General features: G+C 58.5%; 21 protein-coding genes. 11 read left to right on the top strand and 10 right to left on the bottom strand.

The window, feature by feature from the left end:
• Positions 1-18 precede the first annotated feature (18 nt).
• The 4 genes from ACQZ63_RS16800 to ACQZ63_RS16785 all read left to right on the top strand — a co-directional run bounded on the left by ACQZ63_RS16800 (position 19) and on the right by ACQZ63_RS16785 (position 2799).
• Entirely contained in the window at positions 19-957 is a 939-nt protein-coding gene (locus ACQZ63_RS16800; RefSeq protein ID WP_003513158.1) for a choline ABC transporter substrate-binding protein, read from the top strand.
• Positions 954-1784: an alpha/beta fold hydrolase gene (locus ACQZ63_RS16795; RefSeq protein WP_112682108.1), complete on the top strand. Its 831-nt coding sequence runs from the start codon at positions 954-956 to the stop codon at positions 1782-1784. Before ACQZ63_RS16800 ends, ACQZ63_RS16795 begins: the two co-directional genes overlap by 4 nt.
• 110 nt (positions 1785-1894) lie before the next feature.
• Positions 1895-2377 (top strand): DMT family transporter, encoded by a 483-nt coding sequence (locus ACQZ63_RS16790; RefSeq protein WP_003513161.1) that lies wholly within the window; start codon positions 1895-1897, stop codon positions 2375-2377.
• Positions 2374-2799, top strand: a complete 426-nt coding sequence (locus tag ACQZ63_RS16785; RefSeq protein ID WP_003513163.1) for a DMT family transporter — start codon at positions 2374-2376, stop codon at positions 2797-2799. Before ACQZ63_RS16790 ends, ACQZ63_RS16785 begins: the two co-directional genes overlap by 4 nt.
• Positions 2800-2851: 52 nt before the next feature.
• Here the strand turns inward: ACQZ63_RS16785 and ACQZ63_RS16780 are convergent, their stop codons facing one another.
• Entirely contained in the window at positions 2852-4138 is a 1287-nt protein-coding gene (locus ACQZ63_RS16780) for a DUF2778 domain-containing protein (RefSeq protein ID WP_013636492.1), read from the bottom strand.
• A 455-nt stretch (positions 4139-4593) separates the two neighbouring features.
• On the opposite strand from ACQZ63_RS16780, the gene pncA reads away from it, so the two are divergent.
• Positions 4594-5220: a bifunctional nicotinamidase/pyrazinamidase gene (gene pncA, locus ACQZ63_RS16775; RefSeq protein WP_113556375.1), complete on the top strand. Its 627-nt coding sequence runs from the start codon at positions 4594-4596 to the stop codon at positions 5218-5220.
• Between the two features lie 7 nt (positions 5221-5227).
• Here pncA and ACQZ63_RS16770 read toward each other — a convergent pair whose 3' ends face one another.
• Complete coding sequence (locus ACQZ63_RS16770; RefSeq protein WP_003513169.1) at positions 5228-5464, bottom strand: DUF2164 domain-containing protein; 237 nt, start codon at positions 5462-5464, stop codon at positions 5228-5230.
• A 181-nt stretch (positions 5465-5645) separates the two neighbouring features.
• Here ACQZ63_RS16770 and ACQZ63_RS16765 point away from each other — a divergent pair, with 181 nt between their 5' ends.
• Both ACQZ63_RS16765 and ACQZ63_RS16760 read left to right on the top strand, forming a co-directional pair.
• On the top strand, positions 5646-6365 hold the full coding sequence (locus ACQZ63_RS16765; RefSeq protein ID WP_003513170.1) for an AzlC family ABC transporter permease: 720 nt from the start codon (positions 5646-5648) through the stop codon (positions 6363-6365).
• Entirely contained in the window at positions 6362-6676 is a 315-nt protein-coding gene (locus ACQZ63_RS16760) for an AzlD family protein (RefSeq protein WP_003513172.1), read from the top strand. The genes ACQZ63_RS16765 and ACQZ63_RS16760 overlap by 4 nt, the downstream gene beginning before the upstream one ends.
• Here the strand turns inward: ACQZ63_RS16760 and ACQZ63_RS16755 are convergent.
• Positions 6673-8514, bottom strand: a complete 1842-nt coding sequence (locus ACQZ63_RS16755) for an aminopeptidase P family protein (RefSeq protein ID WP_113556376.1) — start codon at positions 8512-8514, stop codon at positions 6673-6675. The two genes, ACQZ63_RS16760 and ACQZ63_RS16755, sit on opposite strands and share 4 nt — an antisense overlap.
• A gap of 337 nt (positions 8515-8851) precedes the next feature.
• Here ACQZ63_RS16755 and ACQZ63_RS16750 point away from each other — a divergent pair, with 337 nt between their 5' ends.
• On the top strand, positions 8852-9025 hold the full coding sequence (locus ACQZ63_RS16750; protein ID WP_003513176.1) for a hypothetical protein: 174 nt from the start codon (positions 8852-8854) through the stop codon (positions 9023-9025).
• 150 nt (positions 9026-9175) lie between these two features.
• Here ACQZ63_RS16750 and ACQZ63_RS16745 read toward each other — a convergent pair whose 3' ends face one another.
• From ACQZ63_RS16745 to ACQZ63_RS16735, 3 genes are all read right to left on the bottom strand, one after another.
• Positions 9176-10054 (bottom strand): 50S ribosomal protein L11 methyltransferase, encoded by an 879-nt coding sequence (locus tag ACQZ63_RS16745; protein ID WP_003513177.1) that lies wholly within the window; start codon positions 10052-10054, stop codon positions 9176-9178.
• A 95-nt stretch (positions 10055-10149) separates the two neighbouring features.
• A complete protein-coding gene (sco, locus tag ACQZ63_RS16740) occupies positions 10150-10749 on the bottom strand; it encodes a cytochrome oxidase assembly protein Sco (protein WP_003513179.1) in 600 nt (199 codons plus the stop codon).
• 143 nt (positions 10750-10892) lie between these two features.
• A complete protein-coding gene (locus ACQZ63_RS16735; RefSeq protein ID WP_019565294.1) occupies positions 10893-11189 on the bottom strand; it encodes a hypothetical protein in 297 nt (98 codons plus the stop codon).
• A gap of 85 nt (positions 11190-11274) precedes the next feature.
• On the opposite strand from ACQZ63_RS16735, the gene ACQZ63_RS16730 reads away from it, so the two are divergent.
• On the top strand, positions 11275-11742 hold the full coding sequence (locus ACQZ63_RS16730; RefSeq protein ID WP_003513183.1) for a chemotaxis protein CheW: 468 nt from the start codon (positions 11275-11277) through the stop codon (positions 11740-11742).
• A 213-nt stretch (positions 11743-11955) separates the two neighbouring features.
• Here the strand turns inward: ACQZ63_RS16730 and ACQZ63_RS16725 are convergent, their stop codons facing one another.
• The 3 genes from ACQZ63_RS16725 to gcvA are packed head-to-tail and all read right to left on the bottom strand — an operon-like array spanning position 11956 to position 14048.
• A complete protein-coding gene (locus tag ACQZ63_RS16725; RefSeq protein ID WP_003513184.1) occupies positions 11956-12447 on the bottom strand; it encodes a CreA family protein in 492 nt (163 codons plus the stop codon).
• Positions 12448-12493: 46 nt separating this feature from the next.
• Positions 12494-13102, bottom strand: a complete 609-nt coding sequence (locus ACQZ63_RS16720; RefSeq protein WP_013636498.1) for a 3'-5' exonuclease — start codon at positions 13100-13102, stop codon at positions 12494-12496.
• Between the two features lie 43 nt (positions 13103-13145).
• Complete coding sequence (gene gcvA / locus ACQZ63_RS16715) at positions 13146-14048, bottom strand: transcriptional regulator GcvA (RefSeq protein ID WP_003513188.1); 903 nt, start codon at positions 14046-14048, stop codon at positions 13146-13148.
• Positions 14049-14245: 197 nt separating this feature from the next.
• On the opposite strand from gcvA, the gene ACQZ63_RS16710 reads away from it, so the two are divergent.
• Both ACQZ63_RS16710 and ACQZ63_RS16705 read left to right on the top strand, forming a co-directional pair.
• A complete protein-coding gene (locus ACQZ63_RS16710; RefSeq protein WP_025594031.1) occupies positions 14246-15178 on the top strand; it encodes a DMT family transporter in 933 nt (310 codons plus the stop codon).
• Between the two features lie 187 nt (positions 15179-15365).
• Positions 15366-15896, top strand: coding sequence for a GNAT family N-acetyltransferase (locus ACQZ63_RS16705; RefSeq protein WP_013636501.1), 531 nt, complete (start codon positions 15366-15368; stop codon positions 15894-15896).
• Between the two features lie 4 nt (positions 15897-15900).
• Here ACQZ63_RS16705 and ACQZ63_RS16700 read toward each other — a convergent pair whose 3' ends face one another.
• Complete coding sequence (locus ACQZ63_RS16700) at positions 15901-16794, bottom strand: aminoglycoside phosphotransferase family protein (protein ID WP_113556377.1); 894 nt, start codon at positions 16792-16794, stop codon at positions 15901-15903.
• Positions 16795-16798 lie beyond the last annotated feature (4 nt).

Raw genomic sequence — 16798 nt, 5'->3', positions numbered from 1 at the left:
GACAAAAAAGGTGGAACAATGAAAAAATGGGCAGGTGTTTTTTCGGCCGCGATGGTTTTGACAACCGTCGGCACTTCCGCGCTCGCATCGGATGCTGAAACTTGCAAGGTTGTGCGACTGGCCGAGCCGGGCTGGAACGATCTTGCTTTCACCACCGGCATCGCCATGTCGCTGTTGAAATCACTGGGATATGAGCCGCAAAGCCAGCTTCTCGGGATCGACGTCATCTACACGAGCCTGAAGAGCAAGGATCTCGACGTCTTTCTGGGCTATTGGAACCCGGCAATGGTGAACTACTACAAGCCTTACAAGGAAGACGGATCGGTCGAAAAAGTCCGAACCAATCTTGTAGGCGCCAAATACACTTTCGCGGTTCCGACCTACGTTTGGGATGCCGGCGTCAGGGATTTCTCCGACCTGCAAAAATTCGCGGACAAGTTCGACAGCAAGCTCTACGGCATCGAACCGGGCTCCAACCAGTTGATGCTGGATGCCGTCAACGATCCGGCACTGGGACTGCACAATTGGGAAGTGGTCGAGTCCAGCGAACAGGGCATGCTTTCGCAGGTAACCCGTTTCGCCCGCAACAAGTCCTTCATTGTTTTCCAGGGGTGGGCGCCGCACCCGATGAACAGCAAATTCGACATCAAGTACCTGACGGGCGGCGATAAATTTTACGGGCCCGACTTCGGCGCTGCAACAGTCGATACGCAGGTACGCAAAGGCTACCTGCAGGAATGCCCGAATGTGGCGAAGCTGCTCGACAATCTCGCATTCGACGTGGAGTACGAGAACAAGGGCATGGATTATATCATGAACGGTGGAATGTCCCCGGAAGACGCGGCAAGGCAGGCGATCAAGGATGAGCCGCAACGACTGGACGCTTGGCTGAAGGGCGTATCGACGTTCGACGGGCAGGATGGTCTCACTGCCGTTAAGGCGGGGATCGGCCTGTGACGGCAATATTGCAGGATGATTGGGAGAAGCGGAAGCAATATGTAGAATTGCCCCGCGGTCGCCAGCTGGCTTTCATCGACACCGGCGGTCCGGGCCCAGTCCTGCTAATGCTGCATGGTTTTTCGGACACCAGCCGCAGCTTCTCCATGCTGGAGCCTTTTTTCAGCGAATACAGGCTCATCGTTCCTGACCTGCCCGGACACGGTGTTTCCTCGGCGGGACAGAGCCTGCATGTCGCTGATTTCGCCGAAACGGTCGATCGGTTTCTAACGCTCCTGGGTATTTCACGGCTGTTTCTGCTCGGCCACTCCATGGGTGCGATGACCACTATCGAACTTGCCGCCCGGCGAGGCGACACGATCCGGGCTCTTGCCCTTATTTCGGCAACGCTTGAGCCGGATTTTGGCGCGGAAAGCCAGTTGACCAGAGATATTCTCGCACTTCGGGACCCGATCGGACCCAATAGCTGCTTTCTGCGCGGCTGGTATTCGTGCAGTCAGCCAGTCGACGATGATTTTTTGTCGAAAATGAAACAGGATGCCGCCAACATGCCGGCTGCCATCTGGCATGGCGTCGTTGAGCGCTTTGCGGATACAAACCTGCATCACAGCGCGTCCAGAATAAAAAAACCGGTACTGTGCCTCGCCGGTTTCGAAGACCCCCTTTTCGGCGCGTCGCATCGTCGAAAATTGGCCGCCGCCTTTCCCGAGGCTCAAACCGTTACGCTCGATGGGCATGGCCACAATCCGCATTGGGAAAACCCGAAGGGCGTATCCACGCTGATCGCCGATTTTTTCGCGGATGTGATGACCGACTGCGCTAAGTAAGAGGGTGGAGTGCGCCGGTTGCACATGTTTCTGGAAACAACTGACAAATCGATTTCGATTCAGGTGCCGATGTTGTAACGCTTCGCTGAATAATCATATTTTGGCTGGCCATGACAGAAACGACCCATCCCCGCCTGAACCCGTTGCACCTTGCCGCCGCCTTCGCAAGCGGCTGTCTTCTGACATTGATGGTGCATTTCAACGGCCAGCTTGCGCATTACGGTAACGCACTTTTCTCCTCCTGGACTGCACACGGCACCGGCACGGTGGCGGCGTTGATCTATCTCGCGATCATGCGCCCGAAGACGGAGGCGGGTGCGCTGGCCAAACCGAAGGCGCCGCTCTGGGCCTATTGCGGTGGGGTGATTGGTGCGGCCATTGTCATCCTCACCTCCACCGCCGTCAATTCGCCGCTCGCCCTCTCCGGCACCATCGCGCTCGGGTTGGGCGGACAGGTGATCTTCAGCCTTCTGGCCGATTTCTTCGGCCTATTTGGCCTGCCCAAACGGCGACCGGATTTGCGTGACATGGCGGCGGTGGCACTGATTCTCTGTGGCAGCGCACTTATTATCCTTGTCGGGAGAACGGCATGATCGTCTGGATAGCCATGGCGTTTACCGGCGGCGTCTTCGTGGCGCTGAGCCGTCAGGTCAACGGCCGCCTCAGCCTGTCGAACTCACCGCTGATCGCCTCGTTCTGGAACCATATCGTCGGTTTCGGGGTATTGACCGTCATCGGCCTCATCGTCGGCGGCCTCATTCCGCCAGGCGCGGCCGACGCGCCGTGGCTTGCCTTTATCGGTGGCCCCATCGGTGTTGTCTTCATCGCTTCGGGAAGCTGGCTCATCCCCCGCATCGGCGCGGTCAATACCGCACTTCTCGTCATCAGCGGCCAGATGGTCTCAAGCGTCGTGCTCGACTTTTTCAGCGATCAGCCGCCGAAACTCTGGGCTAGCGCACTCGGCATTCTGCTGATTCTCGCCGGCATGGTGCTGACCCAGCGACGCGGCCGCTAGGGCATTTCTCCGGTAAAAATGTGCAGCGGTTTTAAGTCCCGAAAAGCGTAAATCAGGTATCGCTATCGCGTGAGAACATGCTGAGCAGGGTCTTGCCGCCACTCTTGCCACCGCTGCTTGCGAGCGTCGGGCGACCACCATTCAGCTTCGGCACCACGACCATGCGTTTGACTTCACCGCGTTTGAAGGCCGCAAGGAACCGGGAGTAATCCCGGAACACAACGCAGCCATTCGATTCACCGCGTTTCGCCAGCATGTAGGTGTGGGCGAGAAGACCGTCGCGGCCATGCGGATTGACGCCATTTTCCGGCGTCAGACGGATTGCTTCGACGCCATGGAACCGCGCCTCGCGCATCGTCAGACGATAGCTGGAGGGCGGCGTCGAGCCGCGCATTCTCACATGAACATAGTCGGGGTTGTCGCGCATCTTGCCGATGCCCGAATGTGCCTCGAGCTTTTCGCCGTTCGGCATATGAACCAGGCCGGAGGAAATATCGTAGATCGCCGTGCCGTTGCCGCGATCCGGCCACGGAACCGCATCCATCTTGCTCGGCTCGCGCACCGGATTATCAGGTTTTGCAAAGGCGAGCATGCCGGCCGTGCCCTGCCGCGGCTGCTGGGGTGCACGCGCAGGCACCGGCGCATCGAAAGCAGGTGCGGAAGCAACGGCTGCCGGGTGTTCATCGGTCTTCGCTAGAACGGCGGGGCGGGGTGATGGCTCCACCGTTTCGGCAGCCGCAACCTCGGGCCGGAAGCTTGGCAAAGGGACGTCGTCCGGAAGCAGGCTGCTCGCCTCTTCCTCGATCTGCGGGCGCCCTAATGCCACTTCAAATGCCGGATGTTGCGATGCGGCGCTCTGATAGGCGACTTCTGTGGTGCGTCCAAGCGCTGAATCGACGATGGCGGAGGGCCGCAGCGCTGCAAGTTCCTTGACTGTCGCCTGCCCCTTCGCGTTCGCAGCCGCGCCAAAACGCTCGCGGAACTCCTTCTCGCCGATTTCGGGCATGATGCCGGCAAGGCGAACCGCCTTCTGCGGGCCATGGCTGTGGTCGCTCAGACGGGAAAATTTGCGGACGTGAATATCGCGTGCGGCTGCGCCGGAAATCGCAGCCTCGCCAGACTCCAGCCTCGCCACCAGCGTCTTCTCAAACTGCCCGACACCATGCGATGCGGCCGCCATCGTGTGAAGCGAGGCAAAGGCAGCGAAGGCGAACAGACCGGCAAAGGCACCGCCGCCAAGCAGAGCGGACATTCGGCCAAGAGAAAAGGATTTGCCTCTCTTGAGGCAAGACGAACCGGCAAGACCGGCGCCATTATAAGCCGCAGCAGAATACGCCATGATACTCGTTACTCGAACCGTTCACGCACACCCGGGCAAAGCCGGAGGGATTTTGGGGCATCCGAACAGCGGGTGGACACCCGGCCGATTTCGGAACTGACTGGTTCGAAGCATGACGAATTATGGTAACCAAAGTGTTTACGAGTCCCTGCAAAAATAATTCGTTAAGGTCTGCGCATTGTCGGGCGAAGGCAAAACAATGACTTGCGCGGGCTGGCCATGCGTCTGCATCGCCTTTTCCCGGAAAATGCCCCGCAGGGCGTCATCGGCCTTTAAAGTTTACGTCGCCGCATCGTCAGGTAAATTCCGACTTTGCCGGAAATTTGCTGTAAATGCGGCAGGACTGCGACGGAGCAAATCTATGCCATCAGCCGTCAAGCACATACAAAGCTGGTAAGGGCACTTGATCCGTTGCTGCCGGCTTGGCATCCTGCCGGAAATAAGGGAGGCAAATCATGAAGGCGCTGCTGCTCATCGATATCCAGAACGGCTTTTGTCCGGGCGGCAATCTGGCTGTCGCCGATGGCGACCGGATCGTGCCCGTCGCCAATGCCCTGATCGACAATGGCGGTTACGATCTGATCGTCGCCTCGCAGGATTGGCACCCGGAAAATCACGGCAGCTTTGCCTCGCAGCATGTCGGCAAGAAGCCGTTCGATATGGGTGAACTCTCCGGCAAACCGCAGATGATGTGGCCCGACCATTGCGTGCAGGGCACGCCGGATGCGGAATTCCATCCCGACCTCAAGACGGAGGCTTTCGACTATATCCAGCAGAAAGGCGAAAATCCCGCCGTCGACAGCTATTCCGCCTTTCGCGACAATGATCAGGGGGCAACGACAGGTCTTGCCGATTATCTGACGCGCCAAGGCGTAACCCAGCTCGACATATGCGGGCTCGCCACCGATTATTGCGTCAGTTTCTCGGTGCTCGATGCCCTCGACATGCTGCCTGGCGTCAAGGTTCGTTTCATCGAGGATGCCAGCCGCGGCATCGATCCCCAAGGTATACAGGCGTCGATTGCGGCCATGCGGGAAAAAGGCGCCACCATCCTCAGAAGCCGCGACATTTTGCGCGACTGAGGGCCGGTCATCGCAGCCTCGGCTTCTCCAGCACGTCGATATCGCCTGCTGCATCCTCCAAACGCCGCAGGATAGCGGCATGCGCATCCTTGAGCCCCTGATTGTAGAAGACATATCCGACTTCTTCGGCCAGAAAGTCGACGAAGATTTCCGCCTGAAGCAAGCCGATCTCGGTTTCGGTCTCCCGGGCCAGATACTCCCGAACACGCGCGGCCAGCACGGCCCTGTCCTGCTTCTCCAGCATTGATCCTCCATTATTCAATCGTTTGGGCGGGGAGCAAAAACCGGGTGAGGCCTTCCGTCCGACGTTGCGTATCGGCGTTACCGTAACGGAAGCTTCAAGGGAATCAATCGATCCATTCATGCAATTTGTTTGCCAGCCGGCCGGGACGGCGATAGAGCGGCCGGCAAGGAGTTCCTGAACAATGTCCAATGCAGATTTCCGCGAAGGCCTCAAAAGCGGCTTTCCGATCGCCCTTTCCGCCGCTCCCTTCGGCGCGCTGTTCGGCGCGGTCGCGGTCGATAACGGGCTGAGCGTCGCCGAAGCGACGATCATGAGCGGCACCGTCTATGCCGGTGCCAGCCAGCTGGTCGGCATCGAATTATTCGGCCAGAAAGTAGCCCCCTGGCTGATCGTTCTATCGGTCTTTGCCGTCAATTTTCGCCATATTCTCTATTCGGCCGCCATTGCCAGAATGATCACCAACTGGACTTTCCTGCAAAAGGCCATCGGGTTCTTCGTGCTGGTGGATCCACAATTCGCCGAGTCGGTCAGGAAATACGAAAACACTGGCGTGGTCGGTTTTGCCTGGTACATGGGCTTCGCCACGCCGATCTATATTCTGTGGCTGATGATGACCATTGTCGGCGCATCGCTCGGCAATCTCGTCGGCGACCCGAAAGCCATCGGCCTTGATGTCCTTTTGCCGATCTATTTCATGGGCATGGTTTTGAGCTTCCGCCAGCGGGAGAATTTTTACCCGGTGATGCTGGCAAGCGCTCTTGGCGCAACTGTTGCCTATCACATCGTCGGCTCGCCCTGGCATGTCAGCCTCGGCGCGCTTGCCGGCATTCTCGTCGCAGTCGTCTATCCGCCGAAACCAACCGGCGAGGCCAATTCTGAAAGCAAGGTGGAAACGCCATGAGCGATCTGCTGCACGCCGACACGCTGATCCTGATCGCGCTCGCTACCGTCGCCACCTATCTTACCCGCATCGGCGGTTATGTTCTGATGACGCGGATGAAATCCATCCCGCCGCGCATGGAGGCGGGATTGAACGCCGTTCCCGTGGCGGTTTTGACGACCCTTGTCGCACCCGCCTTTTTTGAAGGCGGATACGAGGTGAAGATCGCCATGGTGGCCGCTCTTCTGGTCTGCCTGCGTTTCCCCGGCCTGACGATGCTGGCCATTGGCTGGGCCATCGTCGTCGCCATCAGGCACTTTTCTATCCTTTAAGCGTTCCGCGCCAGAGGCTGCGTGGCCGCAACAAGCCACACCTTCACCTCTTCATCCGCGATCAAAGGCGAGAGCTTTTCCAGAACGCCGGCGTGATAGGCATTCAGCCAGTCCAGTTCGTCGTCGGTCAAAAGTGCCGTGACGACCAGCCTGCGATCGATAGGGCACCAGGTCAGGGTCTCGAAGGACAACATCGGCTGATCGCCGCCCGCGACTTCCGCCGCCTCGCGCACATAGATCAGGTTTTCGATGCGGATGCCAAAAGCGCCGGGGCGGTAATAACCGGGCTCATTCGACAGAATCATGCCCGGCAGAAGTTCCTGCGTCGAAAGCCGAGAGATACGCTGCGGCCCCTCATGCACCGAAAGATAGGAGCCGACGCCGTGGCCGGTGCCATGAGCATAATCCGCACCGGCCTTCCACAGCGCGATACGTGCCAGGGGATCGAGATCGCAACCGCGCGTTCCCTTGGGAAACCGTGCGTCGCTGATGGCGATCACGCCCTTCAGCACCAGCGTGAAGAAACGCCGCTGATCTTCCGGGACATTGCCGATTGCCACGGTGCGGGTGATGTCAGTGGTGCCGTTGACATATTGCGCGCCGGAATCGACGAGGAACATCTCACCATCGCCAAGTGTCCGGTCCGTATCGGTGGTGACGCGATAATGGATGATGGCGGCATGTTCGCCCGCGCCTGAAATCGTATCGAAAGACACGTCCTTCAGAGGATTCTGGAGAGACTGCCCCACTTTGGCGCGCGCAGCCTCCAGCGCCTTCACGGCCGCGATTTCGGTAACGCTGCCCGGTTGCTGACGATCCAGCCAGCACAGATATTCAACCATAGCCGCGCCGTCCTGCACATGTGCCGCTGCCGAGCCGGCAAGCTCCGCCGCGTTCTTGCACGCGCGCGGCAAGCGGACGGGATCGGCCTCCTCGATCAAGGTGCCACCCGCCGCCGTAATCGCCCCTGTCAGCGCCACAGGCGTCAGATCGGCGTCCACCATGACGCGGCCCTTGGCGCTGGCAATGGCGTGCAGACGATCAGCGATATTCGATGGCGGCAATTGCGTCGCCAGCTGTGCCAGATAGGCCTCGGCCTCGATACCGGTCTTGCGTTTGTCGAGAAAAATATCAGCCTTGCCATCCGCATAGATGATGGCGCGGGCAAGCGGATGCGGCGTGTGCGGCACATCGTTGCCGCGAATATTGAAAATCCAGGCAATGGAAGACGGATCTGTCACCAGCAGGGCATCGGCTCCCTTGGCCGACACCGTCTCTGCCAGCGAGGCGATCTTTTCCTTCGCCAGCTTGCCGGTGAAGGCTTCCGGCTGGATGACGACAGGCTCCAGCGGTTCGGACGGGCGGTCGTGCCACAGGGCATCGAGTGGGTTGTTTTCGAGCAGGACGACGGAACCGCCCTTCCCGGCAAGCGCCTTTTCCAGCCGCTTCAATTCAGCGCCGGTATGCAGCCATGGATCGATCCCGAGCCGAAAGCCCACAGCCCCGTGCTCCGACAACCAGACGGAAGGCGGGGCACCGACCAGATCACCACCGCTGAACACCGATTGATCGACCTGCGACTTCAACTGCGTGGTATAGCGACCATCGACAAACACCACCGCCTCTGCGCGCATTACCAGCGCAATGCCGGCAGAGCCGGTAAATCCGGTCAGCCATGACAGACGCTCAGATGATTCAGGTACATATTCGCCCTGATATTCATCGGCACGCGGCACCAGGAAACCATCGATACCAAGGGCGTCGAAACTGGCACGCAGCGCCTCGACGCGGGCCTTGCCGAATTGCGGCGCGGATTTGTTTTCGAAGGTCTGGAACATGGGCATCTTTCGGGAACTGTCATGAGGAAAGCGGTCGGTAACGCCGTCAAATCATTGGCGCGCAACGACAATGCCATGCCGGCAAACCCGGTTTCAAGCCATATGTGCCATCAACCATTACGACAGGCACGTGCGCTGCCATTTACCCCAAAGGCCGAGAAAAGACGCCGCTAAATTGAGCAATTTTCCCTAAATAAGTAATATTGAAAAGCCGAAGACATGTGAAAAACGCATACCTACCTTGAAGCAAGACCCCTAACCAAACAAAAACACATCGCTTATCTTCAAGCCAACACAGCGAGAGACACACTCTCCTGGCAAACAAGGATTTGAAGCAATGGCAAAATCTTTCCTCCGCACCGCTTTCGATCGCGTCATTGAAGCACGCGAGCGTCAGGTCAGCCGTCATGTCAACGCAGCCCTGCTTAACCTCGACGACAAGTCGCTCGAAGCGCTCGGCATGAACCGCGCCGAACTTCGCCGCACCGCAAAGTCCAGCTACGTATTCTGATCACTTCGGGCGCGGCGATCCTCCCTCCACCGCGCAGGAACAGGAATACGTCGACCCGCTTGAGCGATTCTCCTCCAATATGCTCGCGGGTTTTCAGGCGGCGCGAAAGCGCCGCCTTTTCTTTGTCCGGAAACGGATGCTGCTAAAGCGTCAGTCCTTGCGCAGATGCAGCGTGACCCAGCCATTGCGCCATATGGTGCGGACGTGGGAGAGCCGCGCGCCATTATAGGCCGCAAGCACCTTCCAGCGCTGCGATGCGAGAATTCCCGACAGGATGACGGTGCCGCCGGGCGCCAGATGCGTGACAAGCTGCGGCGCCATCTTGATGAGCGGCCGCGCCAGAATATTGGCGATGATGAGATCGAACGGGCCGTATTTGCGGAAAGCGTCGGAGTGGAAACCCGGAGCGGTTTCAAGCGCCAGCCCGGAGACGATGCCGTTCAGCCGCACATTCTCCCTGGCCACGCGCACCGCGATGGGATCAATGTCCGTTGCGAGTACCGGAATATGGCGCATCTTGCGCACGGCAATTGCCAATACACCGCTGCCGGTGCCGAGATCGAGCGCATTGCGCACGGTCCGCGCCCGCAGAACATCCTCGATCATCTCAAGGCAGCCCGCTGTCGTGCCATGATGGCCGGTGCCGAAAGCCTGACCGGCCTCGATCTCGATGGCCAGATCGTTGGGCTTGATCTTATCGCGATCATGCGCGCCGTGAACGATGAAGCGCCCTGCCCGTACCGGTTTCAGCCCCTCGAGCGACTTGGCGATCCAGTCGATGTCGGGAACGATCTCCTTTTCGATGGCGAGGCCGGGAAAGGCCGGTGCCAGCAAGGTGTCGATGCGCTCGCGGAATTCGTCTTCCTGCTCGGCCATCAGGTAAACCGAAGCTTCCCAGATGTCGCGTTTCTCATCCACCTCGGTGGTGGCGATCGCGACATCCTCCTCGCCGAAATAGTCCGACATGAGATCGAGGATTTCACCGGCCTTGATTTCGGTCGTGGTGACGTAAAGTCGGATTTCGCTCACGGCAGGCTGCTTTCTCTAGCTAAGGTTCTTAAGGCTTGCATTTGCCACAAAACCTCCGCCAGTCCAATAAGCCAGGCACAATTATGCCGTCTCGTTCACCCCTTCAGCAGATTCTGGAGCTTCTGCTCGGCAACATCCGGGTTTTCGCCATAGGCGATGGTGCCGGAAAAACGACCATTGGCGTCAAGCAGGATCACGGAAGCCGTGTGATCCATGGTGTAGTCACCATTCGGATCCTTGTCATCGACCGGCACCTTCTTGGCATAGATGCGATAGCCTTTCAGCGTTTCGGCAATCTTGTCGGCCGGACCGGTGATGCCGGTGATCCGCTTCGAGACGTTGGAGACATATTGCTGCATGAGCTCAGGCGTATCGCGCTCGGGGTCTACGGATACGAAATAGGCCTGCAGCTTGTCGCCGGCCGGGTCTACCTTCTCCATCCAGCCGTTCAGCTCGAACAACGTCGTTGGGCAGACTTCCGGGCAATGGGTGAAACCGAAAAAGAGCGCTGTGGGCTTGCCCTGAAACGCCTTTTCGGTGATCGGCTGACCGTTCTGCGCCGTGAGTTCGAACGGCACGCCATAGGCCGTTTCCACCATTTCCTCACGGGTCTTGGTCATTTCGAGCGTCAACCAGCTGACGACACCGACAAGAACGACAACCACGGCCCACAATACGATGCGAATATTTCTCATTGTCCTAATCCTACCCCCGAAGCCCGGCCGCATGACGTGGGCCTCCATCGTCTGATAACGAACAGCGGTGGCGACGGCAAATCAACTGGGCGTATTTGCGTAAACCGCGCTGATTTGTCACAAAGCCGGGACGGGACGGCAGATTACAGACACCAGGCGATGCCGCTTTGCACGGCGGAGAGGAAAATATCCGTGCCGTGTCGCACCCAGCCATCAAAGGCAAGAAGCACGACGGCAAGCGAGGCCGCTACCGCAAGGCTTGCAAGAATAAACTTCAGCGGATTGGCAACGATTGCGTTCATGCGTCTGTTATAACCTGTTTGCACCGGCACGAAAACCGCCAAAATACTGGGTTTTGCGAGCGCGGCACCGCCAATTGTTAGGGAAAGTTTAAAATCTTGCTGTGCAATATGGCCATAGCGGTTTTTAAGTTCCGACATGATGTCTCCCGGTCCACTCCGGCCACCGCATAAAGCTCAATCATGCATGGGCCTGCCTAAGAGCCGCCAGAGGAAACCTGCCGTCATGTCCAACGCCATCAAGCAATCCGGCGCATATCTCGAAATCGTTTCCTTCCATCTCGGCGGTCAGGAATTCTGCATCGACATCATGGCGATCCGCGAAATCCGCGGCTGGGCGCCGGTTACCCCGATGCCGCACACGCCGCCTTATGTTCTCGGCCTCATCAACCTGCGCGGCGCCGTCATCCCCGTCATCGACATGGCAGGCCGCCTCGGCATGAAAATGACCGAACCCTCCGAGCGCTCCGCCATCATCGTCACCGATATCGGCGGCAAGCTGGTGGGACTTCTGGTGGAACAGGTCTCCGACATGATGACCATCCGCTCCGAAGACCTGCAGCCGGCGCCCGACATCATTCCCGAAGAACAGCGCAACTTCTGCCGCGGCATCGTGGCGCTGGAAAAGAGCATGGTGTGCTTCCTCAACCTCGACACCGTGATTGCCGACGAGCTGGCGCGCGAAGCGGCTTAATAGAGCCGGTGAGGTTTTGATAAAATAACGCGCAGGTTCCACAGCTTGCCCTGAGGGGTACGGCAGGGTCGGAAACCTCTCCTCCGTCATGCTCGGGCCTGTTCCGAGCATCTAAAACCTATCGATTTTACGATACGTGATTTAATCCTCGGGACAGGCCCGAGGATGACGTCGCGGGTGAATTATGGTGTCAGCAGTACCAAGGGCAAAGCCTCAAGGCTTGCCCTTTTCCCACGTCACCTGCTGGTTATAGAGAGGCACCGTCGAAATCGCCATCTTGGCCGAGCCATCCTTCAGCTCGCGCGCATGGACCAGATAGATCAGCGTGTCATTCGCCTTGTCGTAAACGCGACTGACGACCAGCTTCTTCCACACCAGCGACATGCCCTGCCGGAAAACCTCTTCACCGCCCTTCGACAGATCGATATCACCGATTTCGACCGGTCCCGTCTGGCTGCACGAAATGGCGTTGTTGGAAGGGTCCTCAAACCAATTGCCATTTTTCAGCCGGTCGATGACGCCACGATCGAAATAAGTGACATGGCAGGTCACGCCCTTGATCTTGGGATCGGCAATCGCCTCGATGACGATATCGTTGCCGATCCAATCGACACCGACCTTACCGACGACCTCCGAATGCGCAACCGTCACCGGAAACAACACCAGAAAGCCTGCAAACAAACCCGAGAGCGTTTTCATCGTCATCGCATGTTCTCCGTTATGCTACTTCAGACATAGGTGTGGGGAACGGTTACGCAACCCGCGAGACAACACGTTTTTTCATGCTGCAAGGCTGATAGCCCGTGGAAGTGAGACGGCCGGCAACCATGCCGATCTTTTCCGGCAGGTCACGGATATGGTCAACGCGCAACGCCCTGGCCGCCGCAATCGATGCCGCAGCGCAGACGACAGCATCTTCGGCGGCGTTATGGTGCACGAAACGCAGCTGGAGGTGATGGGCAATCACATTCAGCTTGTGCGACGCCAGCTGCGGCCAGACATGGCGGGCAATCTTGACGCTGCACAGATAGGAAAGATCAGGATAGGACTGCCGGTATTTGTCGAAGGATGCCCGCATGACGCTGAAATCGAAGGCGGCATTGTGGGCAATCATCGTGGCGCCGTGGAAATCGTCGATGAATTCTTCCATCACATCAGGGAATTCCGGCGCATCCTCTACATCGGCAGGGCGAATACCGTGCACGGCAATATTGAAGGGCGAGAACCGCATGTCCTTCGGCCGGATGAGCCGTTCCTCGACGCGAACGATCTCACCGTCTTCTATCCACGCAAGCCCGATGGAGCAGGCGCTACCCCGTTCCTCATTGGCGGTCTCGAAATCGATGGCAATGGTTTTCAAGAGTGATTCCCGTTGTTTCATTCCGGCATAGACCGGATTGGCGTCAAAGAGAACCGGCTTCGGTAGACCCCGCTTCCGCAAGCATCCAGTCAAGCAACCTCACAAGATCGGGATTATCAAGCATGCGCCGCGGATAAACCAGGAAATAGGCAAGCGTGCTGGCAATGTCCGTGCCGAAGGGAGCTATCAGCGCTCCCTCGGCAAGTTCGCGGGAAACAAGCGAGCGTCGCGTCAGCGCAACACCATGCCCGGCCTTGGCCGCGTCCAGCGCGCCGTTGCTGTCGATGAACACGGTGCCCCCGGAAGCATCGACCTCTGTAGCCCCCGCCGTTTCCAGCCAGCGCCGCCACTCGTTGCGGTTTTCATCGTGCAGAAGCGGCACGCATTTCAGATCACCGGCCACCCGAAGCGGGCCATATTTTTCAAAAAGTTGTGGTGAGCAGACCGGCAAGGTGCTGTCGTCTATGAATCGGATGCTTTCCAGCCCTTCATAGCGACCAAAACCGTGACGCACGGCCAGATCGACATCGTCCCTTGAGAAATCCACCAGCCGGTTCGTCACGCTGATACGAACATCGACTTGCGGATGTTGTTGCTGAAAGCCGGGCAATCTCGGCATCAGCCATTGCACCGCAAAAGTTGGCGTGCAGCTTAACGTCAAGACCGTAATCTCTGATCGCGCCGTCAGTTCCGCCGTCGCCTCGCGCATCATTCGGAATGCGGTGCGAAGGGAACCGTAATACCGCTCCCCTTCCCTCGTCAGCTGGATGCTGCGCGGCTTGCGGACAAACAGCTGCACGCCAAGGCGGGCTTCCAGCTCCCGGATTTGCAGGCTGACCGCGCCGGGGGTGACGTTCAACTCGTTGGAGGCAAGCGTGACACTGCGGTAGCGCGCCGCAGCCTCAAAGGCCTGCAATCCTTTCAAGGAAGGGAGTTCTGCAACCATGGTTTAGCTGAGCTCAATTATCCGACGAGAAACTATCGTTTGAAAACAGCATAATATGAGGAGTAAATAGATGCAACGGGCACGGACGGAACCAAGATTGCCAGACGACTGATTGAGCTAAACTCAACCGATATCGGGTGGCTGAACGTGGCGTTCTCTGTGACTATTTCAATTTTCCAGCGGTGGGAGAGACGAAGGTGGCAATACAAAAACAGATGGATGCCAGCGAATGGGGGATGCTTGTGGCGCTCTCGCTGCTGTGGGGCGGATCGTTCTTTTTCATCGGCATTGCCGTCAAGGAACTGCCGCCCGTCACCATCGTCACGCTGCGTGTCAGCCTCGCTGCCACGGCACTGCTGATCGTCTGCCGCATCATGGGCCTTCATCTGCCACGGCAATGGGCCGTATGGCGCGCCTTTTTCGGCATGGGCCTGCTCAACAACATCATTCCCTTCTGCCTGATCGTCTGGGGCCAGACCCATATTGCCAGCGGGTTGGCCTCGATCCTCAATGCGACGACGCCGCTCTTTACCGTCATCGTCGCCCATTTCCTCACAGCCGACGAGAAGATGACCGGCAACAAGCTGGCGGGTGTTCTCATCGGTTTTGCCGGCGTGGCGACGATGATCGGCCCGGCAGCCTTTGGCGGTGCGATCTCCGGCCTCTGGGGTCAGATTGCCATTCTCGGCGCAGCGATCTCCTATTCTTTCGCGGGCATATTCGGCCGCCGCTTCAAGGCCATGGGCGTGCCGCCACTGATGACCGCCACCGGCCAGATATCGTCTTCGACACTGATGCTGATCCCCGCCGCGCTCCTCATTGACAAGCCTTGGACGCTTGCCATGCCGAGCCTCGGCACCTGGGGCGCACTCATCGGTATCGCGCTCTTGTCCACGGCCCTGGCCTACCTCATCTTCTTTCGCATCCTTGCAACTGCCGGCGCCACCAATCTCGCGCTCGTCACCTTCCTCATTCCCGTCAGCGCCATCCTTCTCGGTTCGCTCATTCTCGGAGAACAGCTGGAAATCAAGCACTTCGCTGGAATGGCGATGATTGCCGCCGGCCTTGCCGCGATTGACGGCAGGCTGCCGGCGAAACTAAGAGATTTCCTGCGCAAGGCCCCCGCTTGACAGTGACAGTTCGTAAAAGCATTCTCGCCATCATGATCGCTATCAAAACGACGACCACCCGCCATATGACGATGACCGGTCAACCGGCAGGGAAAGGCATGTCCGCGCACTGAGCGATCAACATCCACCCCTGCCGATAAGAGCAGGGGTGTCACGCCTGCTCCGAACGCGCCACAAGGAGACAGGCATGAACATGAAACCAGCGGATATTACAAACAAGCCATTTGATCTAAAGGACGTTGTCCTGCGCGCCACCCGGCTTGAAGACGTCGAAGCCTTGACGGAAATGCTCAACCTTCCCGGCGTCCGGCACGGCACCCTTCGGCAGCCTTTCCAGACGATTGAAAAGACGAGGAAATCGATAGAAAACCGAGCCCCTACCGACATCGTCATCGTCGCGGAGTGGCACGGAAAACTCGTTGGTAACGCCGGATTATACCGCAGAGCGGGCAGACAGTACCATGTCGCCGATCTTGCGATGTCCGTTCACGACGATTTTGCCGGAAAGGGCGTCGGTTCAAGGCTTCTGACGGCGCTCATCGACGCGGCCGATAACTGGCATGATATCCGCCGCATCGAACTGAATGTCTTCACCGACAATCTCGCCGCCCTCCGGCTCTATGAGAAACTCGGTTTCGAACGCGAGGGCACCTTGCGCAACGACGCCTATCGCGACGGCAAATATGTCGACGCCTACGTCATGGCGCGTCTGCGCTGATGTTTCAGGCGGACAAATGATCGGCCATCACTTCCCGAATGGTCCGACGTGACCATTCGGCCAGTTTCTCATCACGTCCACGTTGAGCCTTAAGCGTGATCAACGCCTTCCACAGCGCCCAGCCGCGCCCGCGCTGCCATGTGGCATTGTCGAGATCCATCGCCAGGCGAAAGACGTTCCGGCTTTCGGCGTCGAGCACGTTCCATGCCAGAATGAGATCGGAAGATGGGTCTCCGACGCCGGAACTGCCGAAGTCTATGACGGCTGAGAGGCGGCCATCTCTCACCAGCAGATTGCCTTCGGCAATATCGCCATGCACCCAAACGCCCTGGCCCTGCCAGCTGCTCGAAAGAGCAAGCTGCCATATTTCCATGGCCAGCCTCTGATCGACCTCATCGGCAAGGCGCAACGTCGCCGCCCTCGCCTCGACGTCATAGACCGCAAGCGACCCACCGCGGTGGAAATTGTGCTCGCCCGCAAGCGGACCATCCGTCGCATCGATGCCCTGCAGGGATTTCAAAAACGCTGCTACGTCGACGGCTATTGTTGCGAGATCTATATGCCCAAGATGCCGGGCGAGAGGCTCGCCTTCAAGCCAGCCATAAACGGACCATGGAAACGGATAATCTTGTCCCGGCTCACCAATCGCCAATGGCTTTGGGATCGGAAAAGGCAAAAGAGGCGCAAGCTTCGGCAGCCAGCGATGCTCCTTCTCCACCTGTGCCACATAGCGGCCAGCGCTCGGCAGGCGAACGAGCATATCATCACCAAGGCGAAAGCTGCGATTATCCCAGCCGCTCAGTTCCACCGGCCTGACATCAAGCCCCGCCCATTGCGGAAACTGGCTTGCGATCAGCGTTCGAACCTGCTGCGTAGAGATGACGATGCGGTCATCCATGTCC

This window comes from Agrobacterium sp. CG160-95 (genome assembly GCF_053521725.1).
This window is presented reverse-complemented; position numbering and strand designations above follow the sequence as displayed.